The organism is Pseudomonas sp. CFBP 13710 (assembly GCF_014842235.1).
In the GTDB taxonomy this organism is placed as follows: Bacteria; Pseudomonadota; Gammaproteobacteria; order Pseudomonadales; family Pseudomonadaceae; genus Aquipseudomonas; species Aquipseudomonas baltica.
On the sequence record NZ_JACYVJ010000003.1, the window covers coordinates 400,822 to 416,689 of the forward strand.

The window sequence follows — 15,868 nt, forward strand, 5'->3', positions numbered from 1 at the left end:
AGCTTATCTATGTCCCGTTCCGAAACCCTGTTCGCCAACGCCCAGAAGCACATCCCCGGTGGCGTCAACTCGCCCGTGCGCGCCTTCAAGAGCGTGGGCGGCACGCCGCTGTTCTTCAAGCATGCTGCTGGCGCCTATGTCACCGACGAAGACGACAAGCGCTACGTCGACTACGTGGGTTCATGGGGTCCGATGATTCTCGGCCACAGCCACCCGGACGTGCTCGATGCGGTGCGCAGGCAGCTTGAACATGGTCTGTCGTACGGCGCCCCCACCGAAATGGAAACGCAGATGGCAGACCTGGTCTGCGCGATCGTGCCGTCCATGGAAATGGTGCGCATGGTCAGCTCGGGGACCGAGGCAACCATGAGCGCCATTCGCCTGGCCCGTGGTTTCACCGGGCGCGACAGCATCATCAAGTTCGAGGGTTGCTACCACGGTCATTCCGACAGCCTGCTGGTCAAGGCCGGTTCCGGCGCCCTGACCCTTGGCGTGCCCAGCTCGCCTGGCGTGCCGGCGGCGTTCGCCAAACACACCCTGACCCTGCCGTTCAACGACATTGCCGCAGTAGAGCAGATGCTCGCCGAAGTCGCCGATGAAGTGGCGTGCATCATCGTCGAACCGGTGGCGGGCAACATGAACTGCGTACCGCCAGCGCCCGGTTTTCTGGAAGGCCTGCGTCGCCTCTGTGACCAGTACGGTGTGGTGCTGATCTTCGACGAAGTCATGACCGGTTTCCGCGTGGCCCTCGGTGGTGCCCAGGCCTACTATGGCGTGACGCCGGACCTGAGCACCTTCGGCAAGATCATCGGTGGTGGCATGCCCGTCGGCTGTTTCGGCGGCAAGCGCGAGATCATGTCGCACATTGCGCCGCTGGGTCCGGTCTATCAGGCCGGCACGTTGTCGGGCAACCCGCTGGCCATGGCCGCTGGCCTGACCACCCTGAAGCTGATCAGCCGCCCCGGTTTCCATGACGAGCTGAGCGACTACACCGCACGCCTGCTCGACGGCCTGCAGCAGCGTGCCGATGCCGCGGGCATCCCGTTCGTCACCACTCAGGCCGGGGGCATGTTCGGCCTGTACTTCAGCGGCGCCGATGACATCGTCACCTTCGAAGACGTCATGACCAGCGACGCCGATCGCTTCAAGCGCTTCTTCCACCTGATGCTCGACGGCGGCGTGTACCTGGCGCCAAGTGCATTCGAGGCAGGCTTCACGTCCATCGCCCACGGCGATGCCGAGCTGGCGATTACCCTGGATGCTGCCGAGAAAGCGTTTGCTGCGCTGAAATAACCACCTTCACTCCCGTAGGAGCGGTCAGCGGCCGCGAAAAGGACGCTGCGGTATGCCTGGCCGACCGCAGCGCATCGTTCGCGGCCACGGACCGCTCCTACGCAGAGGGTTGCATCTAAATCCGTAGGAGCGGTCAGCGGCCGCGAAGAAGGCAACACGGCGCGCCTGACACAGCGTGCTGGATTGTCTACGGCCACGGACCGCTGCCGCGGCTGGCACCCCGTGAAACAGTGCCATCTGGGCGATATCGCAGAAAAACGAGTAAAGACTTTGTAACAGCCCCCCCGCTTATTTCATAATGCAGCACCCGCCACGTTTCGACGTCGGGTCCGCCCGCATTTCGCAGAGGTAAGTCGATCCCCATGAACCGCACCGGCCGCGCCCTTGCATTGGGCTGCCTGTTGCTTCTTCAGCCGCTAATGGCTACCGCAGGCGGCAATTCGTTGTTGATTCCGGCGGTGGGTCGCTGCACCCTCAATACCTCTGCCCAGGCATTGCCCGCGGCGCTGACTGCGTGTCAGCAGGCTGCAAAGGACGGCGACGCCCAGGCGCAATTCGAACTCGGTCAGTTCTATTACGACGGTACTCGAACCGAACGCGACTTGAACCAGGCCCTCAGCTACTTCGAACTAGCCTCCCTGCAAGGCCATGCCGAGGCCCAGTATCACCTGGGCACCATGTTCTTCAAGGGCGAAGGCGTGGCGGCCAACAACATCCAGGCCTATATCGTGCTGAAGATGGCGGCGGTCAATGGCGCCGAGGATGCACTGGACGTCGCCGACGAGGTGTCCGGGCAGATGCGCCGCGAAGACCTCGAAGTGGCCACTCAAGTGCTGGGGCAGATTTTCCGCAAGTACCTGCTCGAATTGCAGACGGCCGAAGGCAGCCGTTCGCCTTTCGCCCCACTGCCCTGAGCTTGGCAGCGGCCCGACAGATGACTACTTGTCGGGCATCGGCATCGGGAATGGCATGACATTGCCGGTCATGCGTGCCTCGCTGATCTTCGGCGTGCCCAAACGCTCGACCTCATCGATCCGCACGATCGAGTGCATGGGCACGAAGCTGCGCGTCACGCCTTCGAACTGAGCCTTGAGCTTTTCTTCGCTGGGGTCGACGACCACGGTGGTGCGCTCGCCAAAGACGAATTCCTCGACCTCCAGAAACCCCCACAGATCACTCTGGTAGATCTGCTTGGCGTACATCTCGAATACCTGGCCCTGGTTGAGGAAAATCACTTTGTAGATTGGAGCTTCGCGTTTGGTCATCGTCGGCAGATATAAGGTCGTGAGCTTGAAAGAGGGCGAAAACTATAGCATAGCCGCCCGACAGGCAATGCTAGGAACCACCGACCACGGGCACTATAATGCGCGGTTCTTTGAACCACTTGATGATCACCCCATGGCCAAGAAGCTTTATATCGAAACCCACGGTTGCCAGATGAACGAGTACGACAGCTCGCGCATGGTCGACCTGCTGGGTGAACATCAAGCCCTGGAAGTCACGGCACGCGCAGAAGACGCCGACGTGATCCTGCTCAATACCTGCTCGATCCGCGAGCGCGCCCAGGACCGCGTCTATTCGCAACTGGGCCGCTGGCGCGAACTGAAGCTGGCCAAGCCGGACATGGTCATTGCGGTCGGCGGCTGCGTGGCCAGCCAGGAAGGCGCAGCCATCCGCGATCGCGCGCCCTACGTCGACGTGGTGTTCGGCCCGCAGACCCTGCATCGCCTGCCCGAGATGATCGACGCGGCGCGCATCACCCGCTTGCCGCAGGTGGACATCTCCTTCCCCGAGATCGAGAAGTTCGACCACCTGCCCGAACCGCGCATCGACGGCCCGACCGCCTACGTCTCGGTGATGGAAGGCTGCAGCAAATACTGCACGTTCTGCGTGGTGCCCTACACCCGCGGCGAAGAAGTCAGCCGACCGTTCGACGATGTCCTGGCCGAGGTCATGCACCTGGCCGACAACGGCGTGCGCGAAGTCACCCTGCTGGGGCAGAACGTCAACGGCTACCGCGGCCAGACCGACGACGGTCGCCTGGCCGACCTGGCCGAGCTGATCCGGGTGGTGGCACAGATCGACGGGATCGAGCGCATCCGCTACACCACCTCGCACCCACTGGAGTTTTCCGACAGCCTGATCCTGGCCCATGCCGAAGTGCCGCAGTTGGTGAAGCACCTGCACCTGCCGGTGCAATCGGGCTCGGACCGCGTGCTGGCGGCCATGAAACGCGGCCACACGGTGCTGGAATACAAATCCAAGCTGCGCAAGCTCAAGGCGGCGGTACCGGACATCTGCATCAGCTCGGACTTCATCATCGGTTTCCCCGGCGAAACCGAGAAAGACTTCGAGCAGACCCTGAAACTGGTGACCGATGTGGGCATGGATTTCTCGTACTCCTTCATCTATAGCCAGCGGCCTGGTACGCCGGCGGCGGATCTGGCCGACGACACGCCCGAGACGGTGAAGAAACAGCGCCTGGATGCGCTGCAGCATCGGCTGAACCAGCAGGGCTTCGAGATCAGTCGTCAGATGGTGGGCACTACCCAGCGCATTCTGGTCACCGATTATTCGCGCAAGGATCCCGGCCAGTTGCAGGGGCGTACCGAGAACAACCGTATCGTCAATTTCACCTGCTCGGATGCACGGCTGATCGGCCAGTTTGTCGACATCCACATTGCCGAGGCCCGCCCCCACTCGCTGCGCGGCGAACTGCTGGCCTGACAGATCCACACCGCGGCGCGACGTTCGCGGCCGATGACCGCTCCTACAGGGTGACCGCGATCCTTGTAGGAGCGGTCAGTGGCCGCGAAAGCCGCACCGCGGTGTGTCAGGTTCAACGCACCGAACCCTTCGCGGCCGGTGACCGCTCCTACAGGGTGACCGCGATCCTTGTGGGAGCGGTCCGTGGCCGCGAAAGGGGCACCGCGGTATGTCAGGTTCACCGCGCCGAACCCTTCGCGGCCGATGACCGCTCCTACAGGGTGACCGCGATCCTTGTAGGAGCGGTCAGTGGCCGCGAAAGCCGCACCGCCGACAGCCAGCCAGGCGCTGGCCAAGGCCATTCGCCGCCCACCCCTTTCGCCCCGCCCCTGACAGGGGTTATCCTTGGACTCATTTCAATTGCCGTCGGGCGGCCGAATACGACCTTGAACGCACCTATCGAACCACATCGCTTCCTGCTCGAGCCTTTCGAGGCTCGCCGCTTCGCCAACCTGTGCGGGCAATTCGACGAGCATCTGCGCTTGATCGAACAGCGCCTGGAAATCGAAATCCGCAACCGTGGCAATCAGTTCGAACTGATCGGCGACGCCCGACACACGCGCTCAGCAGAAAACCTGCTGCGCCGCCTGTACCGGGAAACCAAGGCCACCGAGCTGTCCCCCGATACGGTCCACCTGTTTCTGCAGGAGTCGGCGGTCCAGGAACTCGACGATCCAGCGTCCGGAGAAGTCCCGGTCGCGCTGCGTACCCGCAAGGGCATGATCAAGCCGCGCGGCTTGAACCAGCAGCGCTACGTCAAGGAAATCCTGAGCAACGACATCAACTTCGGGATCGGCCCGGCAGGTACTGGCAAGACGTACCTGGCCGTGGCCGCCGCCGTCGATGCCCTCGAGCGCGAGCAGGTCCGACGCATTCTTCTGGTGCGCCCTGCCGTGGAAGCGGGCGAAAAGCTCGGCTTCCTGCCCGGTGACCTGGCGCAGAAGATCGACCCCTACCTGCGCCCGCTCTACGATGCGCTCTACGAAATGCTCGGCTTCGAACACGTCGCCAAGCTGATCGAGAAACAGGTCATCGAGATCGCGCCGCTGGCCTACATGCGCGGACGCACCTTGAACAACAGCTTCATCATCCTCGATGAAAGCCAGAACACCACCGTGGAACAGATGAAAATGTTCCTGACCCGGATCGGTTTCGGCTCCACGGCGGTGATCACCGGTGACATCACCCAGGTCGACCTGCCCAAGGGCACCAAGTCGGGCCTGAGCCAGGTCATCGAAGTGCTCAAGGACGTACCGGGCATCAGCTTCACCCACTTCAAGCCCAAGGACGTCGTCCGTCACCCGCTGGTGCAGCGCATCGTCGAGGCCTACGAGCGCTTCGACGCCCGGCCCGCCATCGTCAACGAGGCCGGGGACAAACGCCGCGATGCTTGAGCTTGACCTGCAACGGGCCAGCACCGCGCCTGGCCCGAGCGACGCCGAGTTCCGCCGCTGGTGCGAGCTGGCGTTGCGCCAGCGCAGCGCCGATTCGGAGATGACCATTCGCTTGGTCGATGAAACCGAAGGCCGCGAGCTGAATCTGACCTATCGTCACAAAGATTACGCAACCAACGTGCTTTCATTCCCTGCGGACGTGCCGGACGAGATGCTCGACATCCCGTTGCTGGGCGACCTGGTCATCTGTGTGCCGGTGGTGGAACGCGAAGCCGCCGAACAGGGCAAGGCCCTGGACGCCCACTGGGCGCACCTGGTGATGCACGGCTGCCTGCACCTGCTGGGCTACGACCACATCGACGACGATGAGGCCGAGGAAATGGAAGCACTGGAACGAGAGTTGCTTGCACAATTGGGTCATCCGGACCCCTATGCCGCCGACGAACACGTCGACGACACCCCCACCAAAGCAATTGGCAAGGATCACGAGTAAAGGGCTATGAGCGAAGATCGATCGAGCAACGGGCAGAAGTCATGGTTGGGTAAACTGACCCAGGCTTTTGCCCATGAGCCCAAGAACCGCCAGGAACTGCTGGAACTGCTGCGCGAAGCGCACCAGAACAAGCTCCTGGACAGCGAAGCATTGACCATCGTGGAAGGCGCCATCCAGGTCGCCGACCTGCAAGTGCGCGACATCATGGTGCCGCGCTCGCAGCTGATCAGCATCAAGTCCACCCAGACGCTGCAGGAATTCCTGCCCGCGGTCATCGACGCTGCGCACTCGCGCTACCCGGTGGTCGGCGAGAATCACGACGACGTGATCGGCGTGCTGCTGGCCAAGGACTTGCTGCCGCTGATCCTGCAGAACGACCACGCGAACTTCAATATCAAGGACCTGCTGCGTCCGGCCACCTTCGTGCCCGAGTCCAAGCGCCTGAACGTGCTGCTGCGCGAGTTCCGCGCCAACCACAATCACATGGCCATCGTCATCGACGAATACGGCGGTGTGGCGGGCCTGGTGACCATCGAGGACGTGCTGGAACAGATCGTCGGCGACATCGAGGACGAGCACGACGTCGAGGAAGACAGCTACATCAAGCCGCTGCCCAGCGGTGACTTCCTGATCAAGGCGCTGACGCCGATCGAGAACTTCAACGAGTTCTTCGAAAGCCAGTTCTCGGACGACGAATTCGACACCGTCGGCGGCCTGGTGATGAGTGCCTTCGGCCATCTGCCCAAGCGCAACGAGACGACCGAGATCGGTGCCTATCGCTTTCGCATCCTCAATGCCGACAGCCGCCGCATCCATTTGCTGCGCCTTACGCCAATCGCTCGCTGAGGCCTCTGCCCAGACTCCTCGTTAAGGAAAATAATGCGCTGGATCACCCGCCCCGGCTGGCCCGGTAACCTGCTGGCCATGACGGCCGGCGGGTTGACCCCGCTGTTCCTGGCCCCATTCGATATCTGGCCGCTGGCCCTGCTTTCGCTGGCCCTGTTCTACCTTGGTCTGCGCGAGTTGAAACCACGCCAGGCGCTGGGCCGTGGCTGGTGCTATGGCTTCGGCCTGTTCGGTGCCGGCACCAGCTGGATCTACGTCAGCATCCACACCTACGGCGGTGCGTCGGTGGTGCTGGCGGCGCTGCTGATGCTCGGCTTCGTCGCCGCCGTGGCACTGTTCTTCGCCCTGCCCGCCTGGGCCTGGGCGCGTTGGTTCCGGCGCACCGATGCGCCATTGGCCGACGCGCTTGCCTTCGCTGCCTTGTGGCTGGGCCAGGAAGCGTTCCGCGGCTGGTTTCTGACCGGTTTTCCCTGGCTCTACAGTGGCTACAGCCAGCTGCACGGCCCGCTCGCCGGCCTTGCACCCATGGGCGGCATGTGGCTGGTGTCCTTTGCCCTGGCTCTGAGCGCAGCGCTGTTGTGCAACCTGTCGCGCCTGCGCGAGCGCAAGCCGTTGTTGGCCGCAGGCGTGATCCTGCTGCTGGCGCCCTGGCTGTTGGGCCTGGCATTCAAGGGGCACGGGTGGACGGCACCCGCGGGCGAGCCACTCACGGTGGCCGCAGTGCAGGGCAACATTGCCCAGAGCATCAAATGGAACCCCGAAGCGGTCGACCATCAACTGCAGCTGTACCGCGACAAGACGTTCGTCTCCAAGCCGGCGGATATCATCGTCTGGCCGGAAACGGCGGTGCCGGTGCTCATGGACTCGGCCCAGGGCTATCTGGCCGTGATGGGCCGGTTTGCCAGCGAGCGTCATTCGGCGCTGATCACCGGCGTCCCCATTCGTCAGGTCGAGGACGGGCAGCGCCGGTTCTACAACGGCATCACCGTGGCGGGTGAAGGCGAAGGCCTGTATCGCAAGCAGAAGCTCGTACCCTTCGGTGAATACGTGCCCTTGCAGGATCTGCTGCGCGGCCTGATCGCGTTTTTCGACCTGCCCATGTCCGACTTCGCCCGCGGCCCGGCCGACCAGCCGTTGCTGCAGGCCAAGGGGTATCGGATCGCGCCGTTCATCTGCTACGAAGTGGTGTATCCGGAATTGGCGGCGAGCATGGCTGCGCGCAGCGACCTGCTGCTGACGATCAGCAACGACACCTGGTTCGGCACCTCGATAGGTCCGCTGCAACACCTGCAGATGGCGCAGATGCGCGCGCTGGAGGCCGGGCGCTGGATGATTCGCGCTACCAACAATGGGGTCACGGCGCTGATCGATCCGTTCGGCAGCATCACCACTCAGGTGCCGCAGTTCGAAGAGGCGGTGCTGTATGGGGAGGTGACGCCCATGCAGGGTTTGACGCCTTATCTATTGCTGCGCTCGTGGCCGATGACAGTAGTGTGCGTATTGCTGCTGGGTTGGGCGTTGCTGCGTAGAAGGGCTGCTGGCAGGGTTTGATGGCGTTTGTGCTGGCCTCTTCGCGGGCAGAGCCCGCTCCCACCGGTTCGTGTTGTAGCCCGTTCTTTGTGGGAGCGGGGCGGGCGGCGAGCCCTCTGCCCGCGAAGAGGCCCTCAAGATCACCGATAAAACATCTTGTACCCTACCAACCCCACCGCTTCATTGAGCAGCTGGCCGTTCTGCCAGATGGCTTTGCTCTCAGGCAGCCAGCCTCCCAGCGGCCTTGCATTGTCGGTGCCCAGGAACCCCACCGGTGCCGGCACCACTTCCAACCCGTTCTGCTCGAAGCTCCAGCGCGAGCGCTGCATGTGCCAGGCCTGGGTCACCACCACCACACGCTTGATGCCATACTGGGCAAGCAGTTCGGCGCTGAACCGGGCGTTCTCCCAGGTCGTGCGGCTGCGCTCTTCCATCCAGCGCGCGGAAGTGCCGAAATCGTCGCGCAACGACTGCGCCATGATCCACGCTTCGCTGGGCGGCGAGCCGAAGTGCAAGCCTCCGGACGTCAGCACCGGCAACCCGGATGCCTTGGCCAGCCGCGCCGCATAGCGAACCCGCTCGAGCGCGACGCCGGTGGGCTGGTCGATGCCATCCCAGGCCGGGTCGCCGCGCTCGCGACCGGCGCCGAGAATGACGATGGCGTCGGCACGCTGCGCCAGGCTGCTCCACTCTTGCACAGGCAGTGTCGGCTGGTCTTCCAGCCAGCCGGCCGCACCCTGCACCACCACCGGCAGGCTCATCAACCACAGCCCGCCCAGCCCGACCACGAAACAGGCCCCGGCCAGGCGCGGCCAACGACGGCGCAGCCACCAGCCCGCCAACAATAGGACGAGAAAGATACCGGGGGGCAATAACAGCTGTTTGAGCACAAAGCGGGAAAACATCGGGCATCTCCAGAAGATGCCCGAAGCCTAAGGGTTGCCACGATGACGAACAACTGCCGTCACGACTTTCCCGAATACCCGTGACCGTGCTTGCCGATTGGCGAACGGCGCCGATCGTGCTCGTGCAGCCAGTACACTTTCGCCGAGGGCTTCAGCGCAGGCGCGACCGGAGCCGGAGCCTGGGGCTCGACGCAGGCGCGTTCGCCGCAGGCGTGCAGGTAGGCATCGATCAGTTCGTATTCGGCCCGGCTCAAACCGCGCAACTCCAGTTCCGCAGGTTTTTCATCGCGCAGGCGCACCGCAGTGCGGGCCACATCCAGGGCTAGCCCCAAGCGGTCGATGAGTCGCTCGTAGACATCGGGCTGCGTGGCTTTGATAGGCGGCTCCAGCATTCGCTCACCTCACTTGAGAGAAAACGTTCTTTGCTTCATCAGCTTAGCGCTGGCTGGAAAATCAGCCGGTTGCAGCGACCAACGGAATGCGTCAAGTGCCTGCCACTTCCCGGCAGCTGCAATCAAGGTTTCCCTCGATAGAGGGGGGTCATGTATGCTACGGCGTTTAATATCATCGTACCTTGCCAACAGGCTCAGCCTATTTAGCAGCTGCCGGATAAGGTCACCCATTTCTCAGCGCAAAGTAGCCATGCACGAACTCTATCAGCCCCGCGAAATCGAAGCCGCCGCCCAGTCTTTCTGGGATGCGAAGAAGTCTTTTGAAGTGAGTGAACAGCCAGGCAAGGACACGTACTACTGCCTGTCGATGTTCCCCTACCCCAGCGGCAAACTGCACATGGGGCACGTGCGCAACTACACCATCGGCGACGTGATCGCGCGCTACCAGCGCATGCAGGGCAAGAACGTCCTGCAGCCGATGGGCTGGGATGCGTTCGGCATGCCGGCGGAAAACGCGGCCATGAAGAACAACGTCGCGCCGGCCAAGTGGACCTACGAAAACATCGCCTACATGAAGACCCAGCTCAAGAGCCTGGGCCTGGCCATCGACTGGTCGCGCGAAGTCACCACCTGCAAGCCCGACTACTATCGCTGGGAGCAGTGGCTGTTCACCCGCCTGTTCGAAAAAGGCGTGATCTACCGCAAGAACGGCACCGTGAACTGGGACCCGGTCGACCAGACGGTACTGGCCAACGAGCAGGTCATCGACGGTCGTGGCTGGCGTTCGGGCGCGCTGATCGAGAAGCGCGAAATACCGATGTACTACTTCAAGATCACTGCATACGCCGATGAGCTGCTGGAAAGCCTCGACGAACTGCCGGGCTGGCCGGAACAGGTCAAGACCATGCAGCGCAACTGGATCGGCAAGTCCAAGGGCATGGAAGTGCAGTTCCCGTATCACCAGGCCTCCATTGGCGAAGCCGGCACGCTGAAGGTCTTCACCACCCGTCCCGACACGCTGATGGGCGCCACCTACGTGGCCGTCGCTGCGGAGCACCCCCTGGCCACCCTGGCGGCACGCTCCGATTCTGCGCTGCAGGCGTTCATCGACGAGTGCAAGAGCGGCAGCGTGGCCGAGGCCGACGTGGCCACCCAGGAAAAACGCGGGATGCCGACCACGCTGTTCGTCGAGCACCCGCTCACCGGCGAGAAGCTGCCGGTCTGGGTCGCCAACTACGTACTGATGCACTACGGCGACGGCGCGGTCATGGCCGTGCCGGCCCACGACGAGCGCGACTTCGAGTTCGCCTTGAAGTACGACCTGCCGATCAAGCCGGTGGTGCGCACCAGCGCGGGCGACCTGACGCCTGCGCCCTGGGTCGCGGCCTACAACGAGCACGGTCCGCTGATCAATTCCGGCGAATTCGACGGGCTCGATTTCGAAGGCGCTTTCGATGCCATCGAAGTGGCCTTGATCAAGAAGGACCTGGGCAAGTCGCGTACCCAGTTCCGCCTGCGCGACTGGGGCATCAGCCGCCAGCGCTACTGGGGCTGCCCGATTCCGATCGTGCACTGCGACGCCTGCGGCGACGTGCCGGTCCCGGAAGATCAACTGCCGGTCGTGTTGCCCGAAGACGTCGTCCCCGATGGCGCCGGTTCGCCGTTGGCGCGCATGCCTCAGTTCTATGAGTGCAGCTGTCCGAAATGCGGCGCGCCGGCCAAGCGCGAAACCGACACCATGGACACCTTCGTGGAATCGTCCTGGTACTTTGCCCGCTATGCATCGCCGCACTATGAAGGCGGCATGGTCGACCCGGCAGCGGCCAACCATTGGCTGCCCGTTGACCAGTACATCGGCGGTATCGAGCACGCGATCCTGCACCTGCTGTACGCACGCTTCTTCCACAAGCTGATGCGCGACGAAGGCCTGGTCAGCTCCAACGAGCCGTTCAAGAACCTGCTCACCCAGGGCATGGTCATCGCCGAAACCTACTACCGTCTCGAAGCCAACGGCAGCAAGACCTGGTTCAACCCGGCCGACGTCGAACTGGTACGCGATGCCAAGGCCAAGATCATCTCGGCCAAGCTCATCAGCGACGGCCTGCCGGTGGAAATCGGCGGCACCGAGAAGATGGCCAAGTCGAAGAACAACGGCGTCGACCCGCAATCGATGATCGACCAGTACGGCGCCGACACCTGCCGCCTGTTCATGATGTTCGCCTCGCCACCCGACATGAGCCTGGAATGGTCCGACTCCGGCGTGGAAGGCTCGCACCGCTTCCTCAAGCGCGTCTGGCGTCTGGCCCAGGCCCATGTTGGCCAGGGTTCGCACGCGCCCCTCGACGTCGCCGCGCTCGATGACGAGCAGAAGGCCATTCGCCGCGCCATTCACCTGGCGATCAAGCAGGCCAGCCAGGACGTGGGCCAGAACCACAAGTTCAACACGGCCATCGCTCAGGTGATGACCCTGATGAACGTGCTGGAAAAAGCCCCGCAGGCCACCGACCAGGACCGTGCCTTGCTGCACGAGGGCCTGGAAGCCGTGACCTTGCTGCTGGCGCCGATCACTCCGCACATCAGCCATGAGCTGTGGCAGCAACTGGGCCACACCGACGCCGTGATCGACGCCAACTGGCCGACGCTGGACGAATCGGCGCTGGTGCAGGACAGCCTGCAATTGGTCATCCAGGTCAACGGCAAGCTGCGTGGGCAGATCGACATGCCTGCCAGCGCCAGCCGCGAAGAGATCGAAGCCGCCGCACGGGTCAACGAGAACGTGCTGCGTTTCACCGACGGCCTGACCATCCGCAAGGTCATCGTCGTACCGGGTAAACTGGTCAACATCGTCGCCAGCTGATCGACCGGCGCCCGCTTCATCGGGCGCCCGTCAAGCACGCCACAGCCAACAAGGTTTCAAGGGAGCAACAAGATGATCAAACGCAATCTGCTGGTTATGGGCCTGGCTGTCCTGCTGAGCGCCTGTGGTTTCCAGCTCCGGGGTACCGGCACCAACCAGCTGGCCATCAAGGAACTCAACCTCACTGCCCGCGACGCCTACGGCCAGACCGTGGTGCAACTGCGCAAGGCGCTGCAGGGCAGCGGCGTCAACGTGGCCAGCGGCGCTCCATACACCCTGGACCTGGTGGACGAGCGTGGCGACCAGCGCACGGCCAGCTACAGCGGTTCGGCGCGCTCGTCCGAGTACGAGTTGAGCAACACGCTGCAGTACGAGATCCGCGGGCAGAACAACCTGACGCTGCTCAACGACAAGCTCGAAGTGCAGAAGGTTTACGTTCACGACGGCAACAACCTGACCGGCTCCGATCAGGAGGCGAGCCAGGTGCGCCGTGAAATGCGCAACGAACTGGTGCAGCGCATGATGCTGCGTCTGCAGCAGATCACCCCTGCACAGCTGGAAAAGCTCCAGGTGGACGCCAACGCCCGTGCCAAGGCTGAAGCCGACGCTGCTGCCGAAGCTCAGCGCGTGATGGATTCGACGCCACAGCAGTCGCCGATCCAGATTCCCAACCAGTAAGGCAGACAAGGGCGCTCAAGCGCCCTTTTCGCTGTCATTGCCCCCGTGAAGATTTGAATCCTGTCGATGCGTCCATGAAGATCAGCCCCGCCCAACTCGGCAAGCACCTGCAAGGGCCGCTCGCGCCCGTCTACGTGGTGAGTGGCGACGATCCGCTGCTCTGTCAGGAGGCGGCCGACGCCATTCGCACGGCGGCGCGCCAGCAGGGCTTCGACGAGCGCCAGGTGTTCAGCGCCGACAACAATTTCGACTGGGGCACGCTGCTGCAGGCCGGCGCCAGCCTGTCGCTGTTCGCCGAGCGGCGCCTGCTGGAACTGCGCCTGCCGTCGGGCAAGCCAGGCGACAAGGGCGCTGCGGCGCTGATCGAGTATTGCTCGCGGCCCGCCGAAGATACCGTGCTGTTGATCAGCCTGCCCAAACTGGACGGTAGTGCGCAGAAAACCAAGTGGGGCAAGGCGCTGGTCGATGGCGCGCAGACCCAGTTCGTGCAGATCTGGCCGGTCGATGCGCAGCAGTTGCCGCAGTGGATCCGCCAGCGCCTGGCCCAGGCTGGGCTGGCTGCGCAACCGGAGGCGGTCGAGCTGATCGCCGCTCGGGTGGAAGGCAACCTGTTGGCGGCAGCGCAGGAAATCGAGAAGCTCAAGCTGCTCGCCGAGGGTAGTCAGGTGACGCTGGAGACGGTGCAATCGGCGGTTGCCGACAGCGCCCGATTCGACGTGTTCGGCCTTATCGACGCGATCCTCAACGGCCAGGCCGAACACGCCTTGCGCATGCTCGAAGGGCTGCGTGGCGAGGGTGTCGAGCCACCGGTCATTCTCTGGGCGCTGGCCCGTGAGCTGCGCTTGCTGGCCAGCCTGTCGCAGCAGTACAGCCAGGGCGTACCGTTGGACAAGGCCTTCAGCCAGGCCCGTCCGCCAGTGTGGGACAAGCGCAAGCCATTGATGAGCAAGGCCCTGCAGCGGCATTCGGCGCTGCGCTGGGCACAGCTGCTGCAGGATGCCCAGCGCATCGACGCGCAGATCAAGGGCCAGGCGCCAGGGTCGGTATGGATAGGCCTGTCGCGGTTGTCGTTGCTGATGGCCGGCCAACGGCTGAGCCTGCCCGCAGAATAGCAGCGCCCCCTTCGCGGGCAGAGCCCGCTCCCACAGGTGACCTGCGGTGTGGCCGCGAAAGCGGCGTGCGGTATGGCTGGTCAACCGCGCCGAACCCTTCGCGGCCGATGACCGCTCCTACAGGGTGACCGTGATCCCCGTAGGAGCGGTCCGTGGCCGCGAAAGCTGCACTGCGGTCTGTCGGGGTGATCGCTGACAAGGCTAAACCCATGCTACTGATTCGGCTGGCATGTTAAGGTTTGCCTCTGCCCCGAAAGCCCTGGACTTGTGAATGTCTTCTCGTCGTACCTCAGGCTGGCCCATGCGCCAGTTCGCCGTGACTACCTGCCTGGCCTTGCTGGTCGCCTGCGCGGAAAAACCCACCGTCGCCGATACCCTGCCTGCCCCCATCGTCCAGCCTGCGTTGCCGGTGCCCATGGCGCCCGCGCCAAGCAGCGTCGACACCCCGGTGCTGCCCACCCAGACATTCGCCGAATGGCAGCAGGGCTTTCGTCAGCAAGCCCTGCGCAGCGGCGTCGACGCGCAGCTATTCGACCGCGCCTTCGAGGGCGTCACACCGGACATGAGCGTGATCAAGGCCGATCGCAGCCAGCCCGAATTCAGCCGCCCGGTATGGGAATACCTGGACGGGGCGATCTCCCCGACCCGCCTGCGCCGTGGTCAGGCCATGCTCGAGCAGTACGCCGACGTGCTCTCGAGCATCGAACAGCGCTACGGCGTCGAACGCCAGGTACTGGTTGCCGTATGGGGCATGGAAAGCAGCTTCGGCCAGATCCAGGGTGACAAATCGGTAATCCGCTCATTGGCGACCCTGGCCTACGAAGGCCGTCGCCCCGAATTCGCCCAGAGCCAGCTGCTGGCGGCGTTGCAGATCCTGCAGAACGGCGACATCCAGCCCGACCGCATGCTGGGTTCGTGGGCCGGTGCCATGGGCCAGACCCAGTTCATTCCCACCACCTACAATTCCCATGCCGTGGACTTCGACGGCGATGGCCGGCGCGACATCTGGAACAGCGCCGCCGATGCCCTCGCCTCCACCGCCCACTACCTGCAGAGTTCGGGCTGGCAGAGTGGCCAGACGTGGGGGCTGGAAGTGTGCCTGCCCGAGGGCTTCGACTACGCCCTGGCCGACGGCAACAGCCGCAGGCCGGTCAGCGAATGGCAGCGCCTGGGCGTTGCGGCGATGCCAGGCGGTACAGTCCCGGCGGGCAGCGAAAATGCCGCAGCAGCGCTGCTTCTGCCGGCGGGCTACCGGGGCCCGGCCTTCCTGGTCTTCGACAATTTCCGTGCGATCCTCAAGTACAACAATTCCTCGTCCTACGCATTGGGCGTAAGCCTCCTGGCCCTGCGCCTGCAGGGGTCGGGCTACATCCAAGGCACCTGGCCCAAGGATGACATGCCACTCACGCGCACCGAACGCATCGAGCTGCAGAGCCTGTTGAGCGCACGCAACCACGATGCTGGCGCTGCGGACGGCATTATCGGTGCCAATACCCGCAAGGCCATCCGCAGTGCCCAGCAAGCCATGGGCTGGCCAGCCGACGGGTACCCGACCCACAAGCTGCTCGAGGCGCTGCGTACGCAACAGTGAGCGCGCTGACC

14 protein-coding genes are annotated in these 15,868 nt (G+C 63.7%); 11 read left to right on the forward strand and 3 right to left on the reverse strand.

What is annotated here, in order from left to right; all coding sequences use genetic code 11:
* The first annotated feature begins 9 nt into the window (after positions 1-9).
* Positions 10-1,293 carry a glutamate-1-semialdehyde 2,1-aminomutase gene (gene hemL / locus IFT44_RS10335; RefSeq protein WP_122475496.1) on the forward strand — a complete coding sequence of 428 codons (1,284 nt, stop codon included), beginning with the start codon at positions 10-12 and terminating at the stop codon, positions 1,291-1,293.
* A 362-nt stretch (positions 1,294-1,655) separates the two neighbouring features.
* Positions 1,656-2,207 carry a tetratricopeptide repeat protein gene (locus tag IFT44_RS10340; protein WP_122475498.1) on the forward strand — a complete coding sequence of 184 codons (552 nt, stop codon included), beginning with the start codon at positions 1,656-1,658 and terminating at the stop codon, positions 2,205-2,207.
* A 24-nt stretch (positions 2,208-2,231) separates the two neighbouring features.
* Here the strand turns inward: IFT44_RS10340 and IFT44_RS10345 are convergent, their stop codons facing one another.
* Positions 2,232-2,558: a DUF1820 family protein gene (locus IFT44_RS10345; protein ID WP_043192686.1), complete on the reverse strand. Its 327-nt coding sequence runs from the start codon at positions 2,556-2,558 to the stop codon at positions 2,232-2,234.
* A gap of 133 nt (positions 2,559-2,691) precedes the next feature.
* Between IFT44_RS10345 and miaB the strand changes: the two genes are divergently transcribed.
* From miaB to lnt, 5 genes are all read left to right on the forward strand, one after another.
* Complete coding sequence (gene miaB, locus IFT44_RS10350; RefSeq protein WP_122475500.1) at positions 2,692-4,020, forward strand: tRNA (N6-isopentenyl adenosine(37)-C2)-methylthiotransferase MiaB; 1,329 nt, start codon at positions 2,692-2,694, stop codon at positions 4,018-4,020.
* Between the two features lie 425 nt (positions 4,021-4,445).
* The gene (locus tag IFT44_RS10355) at positions 4,446-5,453 is read left to right on the forward strand and encodes a PhoH family protein (RefSeq protein ID WP_192175866.1); all 1,008 of its coding nucleotides are present in this window, start codon (positions 4,446-4,448) and stop codon (positions 5,451-5,453) included.
* A complete protein-coding gene (gene ybeY, locus IFT44_RS10360; protein WP_185795146.1) occupies positions 5,446-5,946 on the forward strand; it encodes an rRNA maturation RNase YbeY in 501 nt (166 codons plus the stop codon). Before IFT44_RS10355 ends, ybeY begins: the two co-directional genes overlap by 8 nt.
* A 6-nt stretch (positions 5,947-5,952) precedes the next feature.
* The gene (locus tag IFT44_RS10365; RefSeq protein WP_122475507.1) at positions 5,953-6,792 is read left to right on the forward strand and encodes an HlyC/CorC family transporter; all 840 of its coding nucleotides are present in this window, start codon (positions 5,953-5,955) and stop codon (positions 6,790-6,792) included.
* Positions 6,793-6,825: 33 nt separating this feature from the next.
* A complete protein-coding gene (gene lnt, locus IFT44_RS10370) occupies positions 6,826-8,343 on the forward strand; it encodes an apolipoprotein N-acyltransferase (RefSeq protein WP_192175867.1) in 1,518 nt (505 codons plus the stop codon).
* 119 nt (positions 8,344-8,462) lie between these two features.
* Here the strand turns inward: lnt and IFT44_RS10375 are convergent, their stop codons facing one another.
* Positions 8,463-9,227, reverse strand: coding sequence for a YdcF family protein (locus tag IFT44_RS10375; protein WP_192175868.1), 765 nt, complete (start codon positions 9,225-9,227; stop codon positions 8,463-8,465).
* Between the two features lie 59 nt (positions 9,228-9,286).
* Complete coding sequence (locus IFT44_RS10380) at positions 9,287-9,619, reverse strand: hypothetical protein (protein WP_192137667.1); 333 nt, start codon at positions 9,617-9,619, stop codon at positions 9,287-9,289.
* 250 nt (positions 9,620-9,869) lie between these two features.
* Between IFT44_RS10380 and leuS the strand changes: the two genes are divergently transcribed.
* From leuS to IFT44_RS10400, 4 genes are all read left to right on the forward strand, one after another.
* On the forward strand, positions 9,870-12,476 hold the full coding sequence (gene leuS, locus IFT44_RS10385) for a leucine--tRNA ligase (RefSeq protein ID WP_192175869.1): 2,607 nt from the start codon (positions 9,870-9,872) through the stop codon (positions 12,474-12,476).
* Between the two features lie 72 nt (positions 12,477-12,548).
* Entirely contained in the window at positions 12,549-13,154 is a 606-nt protein-coding gene (locus IFT44_RS10390; protein WP_122475517.1) for an LPS-assembly lipoprotein LptE, read from the forward strand.
* Positions 13,155-13,228: 74 nt separating this feature from the next.
* Positions 13,229-14,266 carry a DNA polymerase III subunit delta gene (gene holA / locus IFT44_RS10395; protein WP_192058446.1) on the forward strand — a complete coding sequence of 346 codons (1,038 nt, stop codon included), beginning with the start codon at positions 13,229-13,231 and terminating at the stop codon, positions 14,264-14,266.
* Between the two features lie 271 nt (positions 14,267-14,537).
* Positions 14,538-15,857, forward strand: a complete 1,320-nt coding sequence (locus IFT44_RS10400) for a lytic murein transglycosylase (RefSeq protein ID WP_192175870.1) — start codon at positions 14,538-14,540, stop codon at positions 15,855-15,857.
* Positions 15,858-15,868: the final 11 nt, after the last annotated feature.